The sequence below is a fragment of the Streptomyces sp. NPDC052016 genome, assembly GCF_044548445.1.
Taxonomy (GTDB): Bacteria; Actinomycetota; Actinomycetes; order Streptomycetales; family Streptomycetaceae; genus Streptomyces.
Map to the genome: position 1 here is coordinate 123,177 of NZ_JBIUBX010000001.1, position 14,467 is coordinate 137,643.

The following is a 14,467-nucleotide window of genomic DNA, read 5'->3' on the forward strand; positions in this document are numbered from 1 at the left end:
GTCATCAGCCCGTCTGTCCGCTCTGCCGTTCTGTCGCGGTGGTGGTGTGGGAACTGCGTTGGTAGATGTCGGGGATGCCGTCGGCGTCCGCGTCGAGGTTCTCCTCCTCGGACAGGCGCCGGTAGATCACGTTACGGCGGCGCAGCAGTACAGCGGCCAGTGCCGCCGAGAGGAGGGAGCCGACCAGGACGGCGGCTTTGACGTGCTCGCCGGTGGCGCTGCCGGGAAAGGCGAGCTCCCGGATGAGCAGGGCGACCGTGAAGCCGATGCCTGCCAGGGCCGACAGAACGAAGACGTCGGCCCAGGCGAGGTCCGGGTTGAGCTGGGCCCGGGTGAACCGGGCCGCCAGGTAGGTGCCGAGGAAGATGCCGAGGGCCTTGCCGGCGACCAGGCCGATGACCACCCCGAGCGGCTTCGGTGAGGTGAACACCTGGCTCAGCGCGTCGCCGGAGACGCTGACGCCGGCGGCGAAGAGGGCGAACAGCGGTACCGCGACCCCGGCGGACAGCGGGCGCAGCAGGTGCTCGGTCCGCAGGGCGGGCGACTGCTTCTCCCCTTCGTCGGGGGTGGTGCGCAGCAGCAGCGCCATGGCCACGCCGGCGACCGTGGCGTGGACCCCGCCGTTGTACGTCAGCGCCCAGATGGCGACCCCCAGCGGCACGTACCACCACCAGCCGGTTACCCGAAACCTCTGCAGCAGGTAGAAGACGACCAGTCCGGCCGCGGCCCCCAGCAGGGCCCACAGGTTGATGTGGGAGGTGAAGAAGACGGCGATGACGAGAATGGCGCCGAGGTCGTCGACCACGGCCAAGGTCAGCAGGAAGGCCCGCAGGGCCGACGGCAGGTGGGTGGAGATCACGGCCAGGACCGCGAGGGCGAAGGCGATGTCCGTCGCCATGGGAACCGCCCAGCCCTCCATGCTGCCGCCCCCGCTGCCGACGGTCAGGGCGTACAGCGCGGCGGGGACGACCATGCCGCAGACGGCCGCCACCACCGGCAGCGCGGCGGTGGCTGGGGTGCGCAGCTCGCCCACCACCAGCTCGCGTTTCAGCTCGATGCCGGCGACCAGGAAGAAAATGGTCAGCAGACCGTCGGCGGTCCAGTGCCCGACGCTCAGGTCGAGCCCCAGGGCCGCTGTCCCGAAGTGGAACTCCCGCACGGTTTCATAGGCGTCGCTCCAGGGGCCGTTCGCCCAGACCAGGGCCACTACGCCGCGGCCAGCAGGGCAAGGCCGCCGACCGTCTCCGTCCGCAACGCGCCGGCCACAGCCTGCCGCTCGGGCCAGGGAAGAAAACCGAGAAAGGGTGGACGCGAACGCGGAGTGGCAGGCATGTGGGTGTGAACCTCCGGTGGCCGGCAACGGGCATACAGCCCCTGACAGACGCCGACCCGACTTCCCGGCACACCCCGCGTCATTTCTGACGCGTTCTCTCCCTAACGGCTGATCCACCGCGGGCCCACCGCAGGCAGGCCGTGCCATGGCGCACCGCGCGGACGTTACGCCGAGCACCGCCAAAGTCCTGGCTCAGCGTTGTGGTACCACCGCGACCGGGCAGTCGGCGTGATGGAGCGCTGCATGTGCCACGCTCCCGAGGGGCAACCCGAGGGGTCCGTGCCGTCGCGGGGTGCCAAGGACGAGCAGGTCGGCCGTGGCCGAGTGGGTGAGCAGCACGTGGTGGGCGGGGCCCTCGGTGATGACACGGCGCACCGGCACGTCGGGATGCTCGCGTTCCGCATCGCGCAGAGCGCGGTCCAGCAACGCCGCTGCCTGATCCTCGTGTTCGTGCGCGGGGTTCCCGACGAGTAGGGGATGCGCCCGGGCCCTGTGGGCGGGGCGACGCCAGGCGCGTACGGCTTCCAGGACGGAGCGTCGCGCCTGGGCCTCGTGGAAGGCGAAGCGGATCGCCGCAGCGCTGCTTGCGGGGTCGTCCACGCCGATCACGACGGGACCATTGGCTGCTTGTCGGTTCCTCTGAGGGCCGCGTACGACGACAACCGTGCAGGGGGCGCGTGTCGCCAGGGAACGGCTGACCGAGCCCAACAGCGCACCCCTGATCGGTCCTCTTCCCCGGCAGCCTGTTACGACGGCGGTGGCGCGTCGGGCCTCCCGCAACAAGGCGGCTTCGGCGTCCTCGGGAACGATGTCGACCGCGATCCGCACATCCGGATGACCTTGCTGGGCCCGCTCGGTGGCGCGGTCGATGATGGTCTGCGCGAGCAAGCGTTCCGAAGCAACCCCTGCGGACTCCGTGAAGGCGGGCCCTTCATAGCGCTCCCACAGACAGGCGTGCACGAGACGCAGTGGCAAGCCGTGCAGGGCCGCTTCGTCCGCGGCCCAGTCGATCGCGCCCAAGCTGCTTTCTGATCCGTCGACCCCCACCACGATGGGCAGCAGCATCCGTCTCACCACCTTGGTGCGCGCGACGGCCTCCACAGCACGGCGCCCGTACCGAGATCAGTCGCTTTCCCAGCCCGTCGGCTGAACGGTGGTGCCCCTGCGTGCTGAGCTGATCGGCTCCTGCTCGGGCACGTACTCCAGACATCGTGGGTTGTGGCACGGGCCTGCCGTCCAGACGGGAACGAAAACGCCCATGGTCTTGTGTCGTTTCACAACGGCGCCTACGGGCTCTCTGCACGAGCGGCAGACGTACCCGGACGACGCGGTTGCCTTTCTCTGCTCACCCATATCTCCATTTTAGGAGGTATTTACTATTTCTTGGTGGTCACTTGGGTCTCAGGTGTCGGGCGGCTCGGCAGTGCCGTGGTGATTGTCCGGTGGATCGCGGTCAGCTACATGAGAGGCATCCTCGGCGGCAGCAGAGGCGGGCATAGCGTCGGCGTCGGTCCGCGATCGGTCATCAGTGGGGCGGGACGGCAAGGGCCGAGCCATGCTCAGCCCGATGGAAACGGCGAGAACGGCGACGATGACGGCGAGGCTGACGAGTGAGGGAATTTCCGGCACGGCGGTACTGATCGTTTCGTGGGAAGCCTGGAGGATGAGCTTGACCCCGATGAAGGCGAGGATGAGCGCCAGGCCCTTGCTGAGGTAGTGGAAGCGGTCGAGCAGCCCGGCGAGCATGAAGTACAGGGCGCGCAGTCCGAGGATGGCGAAGGCGTTGCTGGTGTAGACGATGAAGGCGTCACTGCTGACGGCCAGGACGGCGGGCACGCTGTCGACGGCGAAGACGAGGTCGGCGGCTTCGATCGCGGCCACGACGGCGAGCAGCGGCGTGGCGACCCGTTTCCCGGCCTCCTTGACGAAGAAGTGGGTCCCCGCGTACTCGTCCCGTACCGGGACGACCTTGCGAAGCAACTTCACGGCGATGCTCTTGCCGGGGTCGAAGCTGTCGTCCTCCTCTTTGTAGATCTTGTATGTGCTGTAGAAGAGGATCGCGGCGAAGACGAACAGGACAGCGGTGAAGCGGCTGACCACCGCTACACCGGCGGCGAGGAAGATGCCGCGGAAGACCAGGGCGCCGAGGACACCGAGAAACAGCACGCGGTGCTGGTAGGCGCGCGGCACCTTGAAGTAGCCGAAGATCAAGGCGAAGACGAAGAGGTTGTCGACCGACAGGCTCTTCTCCAGAAGCCATGCGGTCGTGTACTCGACTCCGGCGCTCGTGCCGACCACCGCGAACACCACGCCACCGAAGACGATCGCCAAGCCTACCCAGACACCGCTCCAAGCGGCGGCCTCGCGGAAACCGATGACGTGTTCCCGCCGGTGCGCGAGAAGATCGACGGCCAACGACACCAGCACGGTGACGGCGAACGCCACCCACATCCACAGCGGCACGTCATGCACGGTTCCGACCTCTCCAGCGTCATCGACCGGCAGTCTTCTTACGAGTCTGGGCCATGCAGCGGGGGCTGTCTCCCTGGTGGCGGTGCACGGACGCTGAGTGGAACGGCTCTGCGCTCACCCGTACTGGCTGCTCAGGAATCCACCAGGGACGGGCGTCCGGTGCCGCGTTCACCGAAACCATGCGTGCGTGGAGAGTTCCGGGCGTATGCCGCGCTCTGCGCGGGCGAGGACGACGGCGCTGGACAGCAGCCCGACGTGGCTGAGTGCCTGGGGGAAGTTGCCGAGGAAGGAGTGGTCGCGAGGGTCGATCTGCTCGGCGAGCAGGCCGAGCGGGCTGGCGTAGGAGCACAGCTTCTCGAACAGTTCCGCGGCTTCGTGTGTGCGGCCTTGGCCCGCGAGATTGTCCACGAGCCAGAAGCTGCACAGCAGGAAGGCTCCTTCCGGCTGGTCCAGTCCGTCGGGGGACTCCTGCGGCAGGTAGCGGTAGAGCAGGCCGTCGCCCGCGCCGAGGCGTTCGGCGATCGCCCGCGTTGTGGCGATCATGCGGGGGTGATCGGCGGGTAGGACGCGTCGGAGCGGGAGGGCGAGAAGCGAGGCGTCCAATCCGCCTGTCGCACCGAGGTGCTCGGTGAAGGAGTGCGCGCGCTCGTCCCAGGCGTCGTGGATGATCCGCCCGGCGAGGCGGCGGGCCTCCGCAGCCCATGCGGCGGCGTTGCCCGGCAGGTTCAGACGGGTGGCGAGTCGTGTCGCCCGGTCCAGGGCGACCTGGCACATTGCTGCGGAATACGTGAACGGACGCGCCTGGGTACGTACTTCCCAGATGCCGTGATCCGGTGTCCGCCATGCGGTGCGGGCCTGCTCAGCCAGGCCGGACAGGCGGTACCACAAGCCGGCGCTCAAGGGCCGGCCGGTGGCCGCCCACTGGAAGGCGCAGTCGAGGAGCTCTCCGTAGACATCGTGCTGGACCTGTTCAGCGGCGGCGTTTCCCCACCGAACGGGTGCGGAGCGGTCGTAGCCCTCCAGTTCCGCGTCGATCACCTCCGGCGGCGGAGGCCGGCCGTCCACGTCGTACAGCACGCGCAGTCGTCCGTCCCGCCAGGCGGCGGTCAACGCCCAATGGAGAAAGCCGCCGGCTTCGTCGGGAAGGCCGATCCGGCGCAGGGCGAACACGGTGTAGGCCGCGTCGCGGATCCACGCATAGCGGTAGTCCCAGTTCCGGTCGCCTCCGATGCGCTCGGGCAGTGAGGAAGTCGCGGCGGCGACGATGGCGCCGTTCTCGGCGTAGTCCAAAAGCTTGAGGGTGATGGCCGAGCGGCGCACCAGGTCCGCACGGGGAGTGTCGGCCACGACGAAGGTCGACCAACGTCGCCACGCTCGTACGGTGTCGTCGAGGCTCTGGGAGACTGATCGTCCGGAGCCGGCAGCCTGTGGTTCGCTCCAGCGCAGACGGATCCAGAGGTCTTCGCCCTGGTTCAGGCGCAGTGTGCATTCGGGACGGGGCAGGGGCCGGGACGTGGTCAGGTGGAGCTTCACGGACTGCTGGGGGCAGGTCAGTTGCCAACCGGCGGTCTGACGCTCGGCCTGGGTTTCGCCGCGTGGTCTCACCGCCACCCTCAGATCGACGGAGCCCTGCGTGACACACGCGTGCCGGAGCAGTTCCCCTGTGCCGACGGGGGTGTCCACCTCCAGCCGTGCACCTGGTCGGAGGAGGAACGCGTCAGTGACCTCGACGAGGCCGGTGTCCGCCCTCAGCTCTGTCACGAGGACCCCGGTGTCCTCCATGTAGTGCTGGCGGCTCAGCCGTAGCCCGTCCGGCGCCAGCAGGAAGGACCCGCCACGGTGGCGGTCGAGCAGTGAGCAGAACAGGGGCGGAGCGTCGAAGCGGGGCACGCACATGAAGCTGACGGTGCCGTCGCGGCCCACCAAGGCGCACGCGCGGCCGTCGCCGATCAGGCCGTGGTCCTTGATCGGCAGGTAGTCCGCCTGCGGTGCCGGCGACCACTCGTTCATGCGTGACCAGTACCCATCGAAGGAGGTCCGGATCACTCCGAGGGTTGCAGCGGGTGGGAGGGCCAGTCCAGGAGGCGGGCGCCGAGGGCTGCGGTCTGCAGAACGTATCGCTGGTCGGGGTCGGTGGGGTCATGGCCGGTGAGTTGCCGGATACGGGTGAGCCGGTAGGTGACGGTACGTACGCTCACACCCAGCCGGCGTGCCGTGGTCGTGTTCAGGCAACCACTGGCGAAGTACGCGTCCAGGGTTTCCAGAAGTGCCCGGGGCCCGCCCCGCGCTTCGTCCAAGCCGCCGAGGACGGTGGCCACCAGGTCGGTGATGGCGGCACGGTCCCTGCCGAGGACCTGGAATACCAGCAGGTCAGAGGCGTACACGCGCGGGGCGGTCAGGCCGAGCTGGGCAGCGAGGTCGAGCGTGCTGCGCGCCTCCTGGTACGAGCGGACGATGCCACTGGGACCGGGCCGCGGGCGGCTGACGGCGATCCGGCAGGGCTCGTCGACAGCACTGCGCACCGCTGCGGCGAAGAAGTCCGGAACATCCGGCACCGCGCCGGGCGACACGCACACGAGCAGACTGTCTTTGGTGGTGATCAGCACGTCCTGCGTGGTGAACCGGGCGGTCAGCGCTTCCTCGACGTAGCGCGTGGTGTCGTCTCCCGCACCGAACGGCCTGCCCGCCCGGGCAACGGCCACGCTGTGTGGCCCGACCAGCCGCAGCCCGAAGCGTTCGGCCCGCTCGGCGAGGCGGCCCAGGTCGGTTCGGCCGTCGAGAAGGTCGTCGACGAACTCCCGCCGCATCGCCTCCTCCCCCCGGATGGCCGCACGATGGGCGATTTCGTAACCCTCGGTCAGTGCCACGGTCGCCTCACCGATCGCCCTGATCAGAGCGGAACCGACCTCCCTCAGGTCTTCGGGCTCCAGCGCCCGCCCGGTGCCTGACAGGTCCGTCCAGACCCGGTGGACCGAGGCGAGATACTCGGCGACCAGGATGCGCAGGGCTGTTCCGCGGCCGGCCGCCGTGGCGGCGAACTGCCGTAGTTGCTCAAGGTCCTCGTGGGGCAGTCGCCGTTTGCCGAGGGAGGCGCCCGCGAGCTGGTTCAGGTGGCGTTCCATCCCCGCCGCCGGGGGTTCGTCTCCCTCGACGGCATCCCGGGCGGGAACCGTGGCAGACGGTGTCACCGGACCCGGGGCTTGGGGACGCTTTCCCGTCGGCATGCTCCCATCTTGCCGAAGGACGGCAAAGAGTGAGGGGCCGAGACGGCCCTGTTTGTGCCCGCTCGGCAGGCGTCCAGCCGATCCGCCCGGGTAATCCGTGAGTAAAGCGCCGCTGGAGAACCCTGCGACCAGGGGGTATTGCGCTGTGTACCCAAGCAGCCTCCTCTCGTCGGCCAGGAGGATCACCCAGATCCTCCTGGTGGCCTTGGGCTGCCTGCTGGCAGCCCCTGCTGTGAGCGCGGCGCAGTCGCCGACCGTGCTCGCGATGCGGGTCGACGGCACCATCACTCCGGTCGTCGCCGGCCATCTTGAGGAGGGACTGCGTGTGGCTGAGCGGGATGGGCATGAGGCGCTCCTGGTCGAGATGGACACCCCGGGCGGGTTGCTCCAGTCGACCCGGGAGATCGTCCAGGACGTCCTCGCCTCCGAGGTGCCGGTCATCGTGTACGTCACCCCCTCGGGGGCGAGAGCGGCATCGGCAGGCGCCTACATCGCGCTGTCCGCGCACGTCGCCGCCATGGCGCCGGGCACGCACATCGGGGCCGGCACACCGGTGACCGGGCAGGGCGAGGAGGCGAGCGAGAAGGTCGTCAACGACGCGGTCGCCTTCGCGGTCTCGATCGCCGAGCAGCGGGAGCGCAGCACCGACTTCGCCCGGGACATGGTGCGTGACGGCAGGTCGGTGTCCGACCGGGAAGCCCAGCGGATCAAGATCGTCGATCTGGTGGCGCCGTCCCGAGACGCCCTGCTCACGGGGGCGGACGGCCGCCGTGTCGTGGTCGGCCCGCAGGACGCGGAGCGCGAGGTCGTACTGCGTACGGCGGGGGCGCAGGCCGTGGAGCACGAGCTGGGGTTCTTCGGTGAGCTGCGGCAGATGCTGGCCAGCCCGGAACTGGCGTATCTCTTCCTGTCGATCGGCACGCTTGCGGTGATCTACGAGCTGGCCAGCCCCGGCATGGGAATCGGCGGTGTCCTCGGCGCGATCCTGCTCGTCCTCGGCTTCGTCGCGCTCAGCGTGCTCCCCTTCAGCGTCGGAGGGCTGCTCCTGCTCGCCCTGGCCGCCGCCCTGTTCGTGGCGGAAGTGCTCACCCCCGGCGTCGGCGTCTTCGCCGCAGGGGGAACAGTGTCCCTGCTGTTCGCGGGGGCGCTGATGTTCCGCGGTGAGCTCGGTGTGGATCCCGCTGTGCTGTGGCCGGCCGCCCTTGTGGTGGGTGGCGGCTCGGTGCTCGCCGGCCGGCTGGCCTGGCGCGCCAGGAAGGCGCCGGCGACTACCGGGCACCAGGCACTGCTGGGCCGCGAGGCACTCGTACGACGAGTCGAGGGCGACATCGGTCAGGTGCTGCTCGAAGGGGCCTGGTGGACCGTGCGCGGCCGCGATGCCGAAGTCTCCGACGGCCAGCACGTGCGCGTGGTGGACCACGACGGCTTGGAACTGATCGTCGAACCCGCCGGGCCCACACCGGGCCCAGGCACGGAACAGGAGTACCGGTCATGAACGCGAGTCTGATCGGCATCATCATCGGCGCAGCCGTCCTCCTGATGCTGCTGATGTCCGCGGTGAAGATCGTGCCCGAGTACGAACGTGGGGTGATCTTCCGCCTCGGCCGGATCATCGGAGCGAAGGGGCCGGGGCTGTTCTTCATCATCCCCGTGGTGGACCGTATGTTCCGGGTGTCCCTGCGGACCGTGACCATGGACATCCCGCCGCAGGACATCATCACCAAGGACAACGTCACCGTACGGGTCAACGCCGTCACCTACTTCAACGTCGTCGACCCCAACCGTTCCGTGGTGGCCATCGAGGACCACATCAAGGGAACCTCGCAGATCGCCCAGACGACGCTGCGCAGCATCCTCGGCCAGGTCGACCTGGACGAACTGCTGATCAACCGGGACGAGATCAACCAGCGGCTTCAGCGCATCATCGACGACGTCACCAACCCGTGGGGCGTCAAGGTCACCCTCGTCGAGGTCAAAGACGTCGAGCTGCCCGAGGCAATGCGCCGTGCCATGGCCCGTCAGGCCGAGGCGGAGCGTGACCGGCGCGCCAAGGTCATCCACGCCAAGGGCGAGTTCGAGGCTGCCCAGACCCTGGCGGACGCCGCGGAACGGATCGAGGGCCACCCTGCCGCCATGCACCTGCGGATCCTGTCGACCATGGCCGAAATCTCCAGCGAGCGAAACTCCACGCTCATCTTCCCCCTGCCCATGGAAATCCTGCGCGTGGTCGACATGCTCCGGGGCTCGGACGCCGCGCCAAGCGGCGCCCGTACCGCATAGAACCAGACCCGCTGAGCGGCCATGTACTCAGCGGCCGAGTCCGCGTCCCCCGAACACAGGTGATCGGTATGAACCCCTCGATGGACGACCGGCGCATCTTGGCAGAGATGGAGCGCCGCCTCTCCCAGGAGGACCCCGAGCTGGTCGGGCTGATGGACGCGCTGAACCATCAGTTTCCTGACGGCCAGGCCGACAGGAATGTCCATGAGGACGCAGACGCCCACGACGACGCCAATGACGACGACCTGCGCCTCGACGGGCGCTGGAAGGCCATCGTGGTGTTCGCCGTCGTGCTGGTGGCGGGTTTGATCCTCACGGCGGTCTTCAACAGGTCAGCCTCGACGGACGACAATCAGGGACCACCGAACAGCCGGGCTCCGGCTGTATCTCTTCATACGCACGGCAGAAGGCTCCCGGGCCCGGGGGAGTACCCGGGCAGTGCCGACCGCAGGGCCGCTGGTGGCCGACTTCGTCGTCGCGCCGTGCCCGCCCCTGCCCGGCTGCGACGCCCGTCAGAACCGCTGCCGTTCGGACGTACGTGGCAACCGGTATCGGCTCACCGTCTCGCTGCCTCCCTGGTACCTACCCAGCGAAAGTGATCCGCCCATGACCAGGAAAGCGCCTCCCACCGTCATCCACCCCCATCGAGTGACACTGGCAGCAGACGGAAACCGTGCAGGTGCCGACCCGTGGACACCGCGGCACATCGGTTCCGGCGCAGGGCCGCCTGCCCCGGTCCGCAGGAGAAGGTCATGAACAACTCGGTACGGATGGGCCGCGTTCTCGGGGTGCCACTGCGCATCCACTGGACCGTGCCCCTGCTCGTGGTGCTTTTCGGTTACAGCCTGGGCAGCCAGACCCTCCCGGCCATGATTCCGGACCAGTCGAACGCCACGTACACCATCGCCGGCCTGGCCGGGGCCCTGCTGCTCCTTGTGAGCCTGCTGGCCCATGAGGCCGCCCACGCGATCACGGCCCGTAAGAAAGGCATCCCCGTCCAGAGCATCACACTGTGGGCCCTGGGCGGCATGACCCAGATGGGCAGGCCCCGCACGGCCGGCTCGACTTTCTGGATAGCCGTCAGCGGGCCGCTCACCAGCCTGCTCGCCGGTGCGCTGGCGCTCGGGGCGGGCATCGGTCTGGACACCTTGTCCGGGACGGCCGTGCCCGCAGCCGTCCTGCTCTGGCTGGGCTGGGTGAACCTCGTCCTCGCCGTGTTCAACCTGCTGCCCGCCGCCCCGCTCGACGGAGGACGGGTGGTGCAGGCGCTGACGTGGTGGCGCACCGGAGACCAGGACCGGGCCGAGCGAGCGGCCGCACGAGCCGGTCAGGTTCTCGGCGTGGTGCTGATCGGCCTCGGGTGGATCGTCGTCCTGCGCGGCGCCATGAGTGGGCTGTGGCTGACGGTCATCGGCTTCTTCGTCGTGATCGTCGCCGGCGCGGAACACCAGCGTGCGAGGCTCGCTCCCGCCCTGCGCGGAATACGAGCGGCGGATGCCATGACGAGCCCCGTCGAGACATGTCAGGACTGGCTGACCGTGCAACGCTGCGTCGATGACGTGGCCGCGCGGACCCGCCACTCCGCACTGGCCCTGATCGACTTCGATGGGCGTCCCAGCGGTCTGGTGCACCTCCCACGGCTCGCGAGGATTCCCGCCGCACAACGGGAGACGCTCCGTGTGCGCGACGTGGCGACCCCCTGGGCACGCTGTGCGACCTGCGCGCCGGACGACCTGCTGCAGGACGTGCTCGAAAAGCTCTCTCCGGGCCGCGCCCTGCCCGTCCTCGTCACCGAGGGGCAGAAACTGGCGGGCATCATCACCGCGGACGACATCTCCCGGATCGTCCGGCGCCAGGCACTCCGCGGCACGGAAAGTCGGTAACGGTCAGCAGGGGTTGGGGTGTCAGCCGATGGGAGCGTCACAGCACGGAAGGGTGCGGTGGTGGCGGTGGCGGCGGAATCCGCTGCGGCGGCGCAGCGACATCGTCGAAGCATGGGTGTTGCTCGCCTCGTGGGTGGTCGCACTGGTTGGCGGCCTGCTCGCGGGCCTGGCAGCGGCGAACGCCGTAACAGACTCCGCCGAGCGGCAGCGGGCAGAGCGGCGTGAGATCTCGGCCGTACTCGTCGAGGACGCGGAGGACCGATTGCCCGAACGGGCACCGAGTGGCTATCGGGTCTGGGCGACAGTGCGCTGGACGGCGCCGGAAGGTTCCACGCACACGGACGAGGCAAGAGTGCCGTCCGGGACCCCGGCCGGGCACACGGTCACCGTGTGGACGGACCGGAACGGCAAGATCGCGACTGAGCCCCTGACCAATGAGGAGACCCGGTGGCACGCGATCTCAGGAGGCGTGCTGACCGCGTCAGGGGCGGGCGGGGCCGTTCTGGCTGTTGGCTGGGTGGCTCGCCAAGGACTGGAGCGGCACCGCATGGGGCGGTGGGCTGCGGAGTGGGAGCGCATGAACACCCAGAAAGGAGGGAAGACAGGCTCACCCTGAAGGGCCGGACAGGCACTGGCCCTCGGAAGGCACTCCGCTCGCACGGGCGGAAGGACGGCGCCTGGCCGCGTCCTGTCCTGTGCAGGGATGGGAGCCGGGACCGTCTGTCTCCCGAGCCCCCTCCTACGCTCTCCCCCTCGGCCTGGGCGCTCATGGCGCGGAGCCGGCGGAGACCTTCCGCACCGACTTTCTCCCGGGCGACCAGCTCCTGCTCTACACCGATGGGATCACCGAAGCGCGCGACGCGAAGGGCCGTTTCCACCCCCTTGCGGAGCGCGCTCACCTTTTGAAGGAAGGCGACCCGGAGGCAGCCCTGGAGATGCCTGCGTCAGGACCTGCTTCAGCACGTCAGCGGCCCGCTGCACGACGATGCGGCCCTGCTGATGCTCCGCTACCGCTGACGCTTGCGGGCTCTGCCAACGGCGTGCGCCGCCGAACGGGGCTGGGCAGGTTGCGAGCCGCTGATGGGCCGAGGCCCATACAGCGTCGCGTCCGCCCGTGCGCATCGCAACCGCTCCCGCAGGACGGGACCCGCGGCAGCACGGCCGCAAGCAAGGCTCCGACCCCCAGCCACGCGAAAACCGCGTCCGCGCTCGTCACCGGTACGGCCCGCCCTTCTCGTCACCATGGATCAGTGGGTTGCCCCGCCGGGCATCCCGGCCGAATACCCCACATCACGCAGTTCATGGACGACAACGAGCGGAACGGGCCCAAGCCGTCGGCTGGGGCAGGGGGCTTCCTCGACAGGAGACCCAGCGCCGGTCGGAGACGGCGCAGGCCGGTCATCGCACGCCTCGACCGCCTCCGGGACATCCGATCCATGGAGCAGCCGCGATCTGTGCTGCAACCGCAACAGCGTCCTTGTGAAGAAGGACGCTGACCTTTCTGAATGGCGCCTACTCTGTGCGAGGGACGGTCAGCCACTTCGGTCGCGCTCGTGCTCACCGTCTGACCCAGGTCGGCTTCATCCATGGCGACCTGTCCGAACGGGCTCGATATCACCCTTCTCGCCGAACCAACGAGCGAGTTTGCCGCGCCGACCCACCGCCCGCAGTCGCCGTTCAGCCGCCTCACGGGTGGCTGGCGTAGTGATCAGAAGAAGCTCGTCGCCGTTGCGCAGCAGCGTGTCGTGCCGGGGGACGAGGGTGGCGCCGTCGCGGACGATCAGGGTGAGCACTGTCGGGGGAGGCAGCCGCAGTTCGAAGACGGCCACGCCGTTCAGGCGCGAGCCCGGAGGCACGGTCAGTGTCAGCAGGTCGGCGTCCAGGACGTCCAGCGGTGCGGTCTCCACCTGCACGTCCCGCAGGGCATCCGGGCGGGTCAGGCCCAGAGCTCGGGCGGCGGCGGGCAAGGTGGGGCCTTGGATCAGGGTGAACAGGACCACCAGCACGAAGACGATGTTCAAAAGGTCGTCGGCGTCCGTTACGCCGGCGACGATGGGGAAGGTGGCCAGCACGATCGGGACGGCGCCGCGCAGTCCGGCCCAGGAGACGAACACCTGCTCACGCCATGAGATGCCCCGGAAAGGCAGCAGGCAGGCGACGACCGAGGAGGGTCGGGCGGCCAGCAGCAACACCAGTCCGACAACGAGAGCCGGCGCAACCGCCCCAGGCAGCTCCCTGGGTGTGACCAGCAGGCCCAGCATGACGAAGAGGCCGATCTGGGCGAGCCAGCCGGCACCCTCGGCGAAGGAGCGGGTGGCGGCGCGATGCGGCAGCTTCGAATTGCCCAGCACCAGCCCGGACAGGTACGCGGCGATGATGCCGCTGGCGTTGGCCACACCCGCCGCAGCGAAGGCGATGATGCCGAAGGCCAGCGTGGCCAGCGGATACAGGCCGGTCGCAGGCAGGGCGATGTGCCGCAGCGCGGCGGCGCCCAGGCGCCCGATGGCCACGCCGAGCAGTCCGCCCACCACCAGTTGGTACACGATGTTGCCCGCGACATACGCCGGGCCGGGCAGGTCGGCGGCAGCGGTGGAGAACACCAGCACCAAGATGATGGTCGGCGCGTCGTTGAAGCCGGACTCGGCCTCCAGCAGGCCGGTGACCTTCTGCGGTAGCGGCAGCGAGCGCAACACGGCGAAGACGGCCGCGGCGTCGGTGGACGACACGATCGCCCCCAGCAGCAAGGCCAGGTGCCAGTCCATGCCCAGCAACCAGTGCACGCCGGCCGCAGTGACCGCCACCGAGATGCCCACACCAGCCGTGGCCAGTACCCCGGCGGGGGCCAGCAGGCGTCTGACATCGCTCCACTGGCTGGTCAGGCCGCCCTCGACCAGAATGACCGCCAGCGCCCCAGTACCCACCGCCTGCGCCAGCTGCGCGTTGTCGAACTCCAGGCCGATGACGTCCTCGCCGATGACCATGCCGACAGCCAGGAACACCAGCAGGCTCGGCAGGCCGGCACGGTGTGCGGCGCGGGCGGCGGCGATACTGGCGAGCAGAATGGCGCCGCCGATGAGCAACGCCATATACAGCTCGGCAAGCGTCACCGGACCACCTTCCAGCCGGACATCGGCCAGCCGGTCCTCACGTCACCGGGGCGGGGGGTAGGGGGACTTGGACTTGAGAGGCAGAGGGTCGAACAGGTTCGCGGTGACGCCGGCCAGGACCAGGCCAGTGGCGATGAGCAGGCCCTGCGTAGGCGCGATGCCGAGGGC

The 14,467-nt window shown here is 69.2% G+C and carries 10 protein-coding genes and 1 pseudogene; 5 read left to right on the plus strand and 6 right to left on the minus strand.

From position 1 onward, the window contains the following. Positions 1-4: 4 nt before the first annotated feature. The 5 genes and pseudogenes from nhaA to ACIHAR_RS00555 all read right to left on the minus strand — a co-directional run bounded on the left by nhaA (position 5) and on the right by ACIHAR_RS00555 (position 6,927). Positions 5-1,332, minus strand: a pseudogene (gene nhaA / locus ACIHAR_RS00535) (Na+/H+ antiporter NhaA). A 193-nt stretch (positions 1,333-1,525) separates the two neighbouring features. Beyond that, on the minus strand, positions 1,526-2,398 hold the full coding sequence (locus ACIHAR_RS00540; protein WP_400015571.1) for a universal stress protein: 873 nt from the start codon (positions 2,396-2,398) through the stop codon (positions 1,526-1,528). 336 nt (positions 2,399-2,734) lie between these two features. Next, the gene (locus tag ACIHAR_RS00545; protein WP_400015573.1) at positions 2,735-3,805 is read right to left on the minus strand and encodes a TerC family protein; all 1,071 of its coding nucleotides are present in this window, start codon (positions 3,803-3,805) and stop codon (positions 2,735-2,737) included. A gap of 168 nt (positions 3,806-3,973) precedes the next feature. Then, complete coding sequence (locus ACIHAR_RS00550; RefSeq protein WP_365456576.1) at positions 3,974-5,815, minus strand: glycoside hydrolase family 15 protein; 1,842 nt, start codon at positions 5,813-5,815, stop codon at positions 3,974-3,976. A 32-nt stretch (positions 5,816-5,847) separates the two neighbouring features. After that, positions 5,848-6,927, minus strand: coding sequence for a PucR family transcriptional regulator (locus ACIHAR_RS00555; RefSeq protein ID WP_400015575.1), 1,080 nt, complete (start codon positions 6,925-6,927; stop codon positions 5,848-5,850). Positions 6,928-7,174: 247 nt separating this feature from the next. Here ACIHAR_RS00555 and ACIHAR_RS00560 point away from each other — a divergent pair, with 247 nt between their 5' ends. From ACIHAR_RS00560 to ACIHAR_RS00580, 5 genes are all read left to right on the plus strand, one after another. After that, positions 7,175-8,524: a nodulation protein NfeD gene (locus ACIHAR_RS00560; RefSeq protein WP_400015577.1), complete on the plus strand. Its 1,350-nt coding sequence runs from the start codon at positions 7,175-7,177 to the stop codon at positions 8,522-8,524. Beyond that, positions 8,521-9,309: a slipin family protein gene (locus ACIHAR_RS00565; protein WP_400015578.1), complete on the plus strand. Its 789-nt coding sequence runs from the start codon at positions 8,521-8,523 to the stop codon at positions 9,307-9,309. The genes ACIHAR_RS00560 and ACIHAR_RS00565 overlap by 4 nt, the downstream gene beginning before the upstream one ends. Before the next feature lie 68 nt (positions 9,310-9,377). Then, positions 9,378-9,908, plus strand: coding sequence for a hypothetical protein (locus ACIHAR_RS00570; protein WP_400015580.1), 531 nt, complete (start codon positions 9,378-9,380; stop codon positions 9,906-9,908). Between the two features lie 153 nt (positions 9,909-10,061). Continuing rightward, positions 10,062-11,192 carry a site-2 protease family protein gene (locus ACIHAR_RS00575; protein WP_365456562.1) on the plus strand — a complete coding sequence of 377 codons (1,131 nt, stop codon included), beginning with the start codon at positions 10,062-10,064 and terminating at the stop codon, positions 11,190-11,192. Between the two features lie 695 nt (positions 11,193-11,887). Then, positions 11,888-12,688, plus strand: a complete 801-nt coding sequence (locus tag ACIHAR_RS00580; protein WP_400015583.1) for a SpoIIE family protein phosphatase — start codon at positions 11,888-11,890, stop codon at positions 12,686-12,688. 84 nt (positions 12,689-12,772) lie between these two features. Here ACIHAR_RS00580 and ACIHAR_RS00585 read toward each other — a convergent pair whose 3' ends face one another. Continuing rightward, positions 12,773-14,299, minus strand: a complete 1,527-nt coding sequence (locus ACIHAR_RS00585) for a potassium/proton antiporter (protein ID WP_400015585.1) — start codon at positions 14,297-14,299, stop codon at positions 12,773-12,775. Positions 14,300-14,467: the final 168 nt, after the last annotated feature.

What these genes read in the sequence shown, in the direction of transcription:
- ACIHAR_RS00540 (WP_400015571.1), bottom strand. Translation starts at nt 2,398, where the DNA reads ATGCTGCTGCCCATCGTGGTGGGGGTCGACGGATCAGAAAGCAGCTTG.
- ACIHAR_RS00550 (WP_365456576.1), bottom strand. Translation starts at nt 5,815, where the DNA reads ATGAACGAGTGGTCGCCGGCACCGCAGGCGGACTACCTGCCGATCAAG.
- ACIHAR_RS00555 (WP_400015575.1), bottom strand. Translation starts at nt 6,927, where the DNA reads ATGGAACGCCACCTGAACCAGCTCGCGGGCGCCTCCCTCGGCAAACGG.
- ACIHAR_RS00565 (WP_400015578.1), top strand. Translation starts at nt 8,521, where the DNA reads ATGAACGCGAGTCTGATCGGCATCATCATCGGCGCAGCCGTCCTCCTG.
- ACIHAR_RS00570 (WP_400015580.1), top strand. Translation starts at nt 9,378, where the DNA reads ATGAACCCCTCGATGGACGACCGGCGCATCTTGGCAGAGATGGAGCGC.
- ACIHAR_RS00575 (WP_365456562.1), top strand. Translation starts at nt 10,062, where the DNA reads ATGAACAACTCGGTACGGATGGGCCGCGTTCTCGGGGTGCCACTGCGC.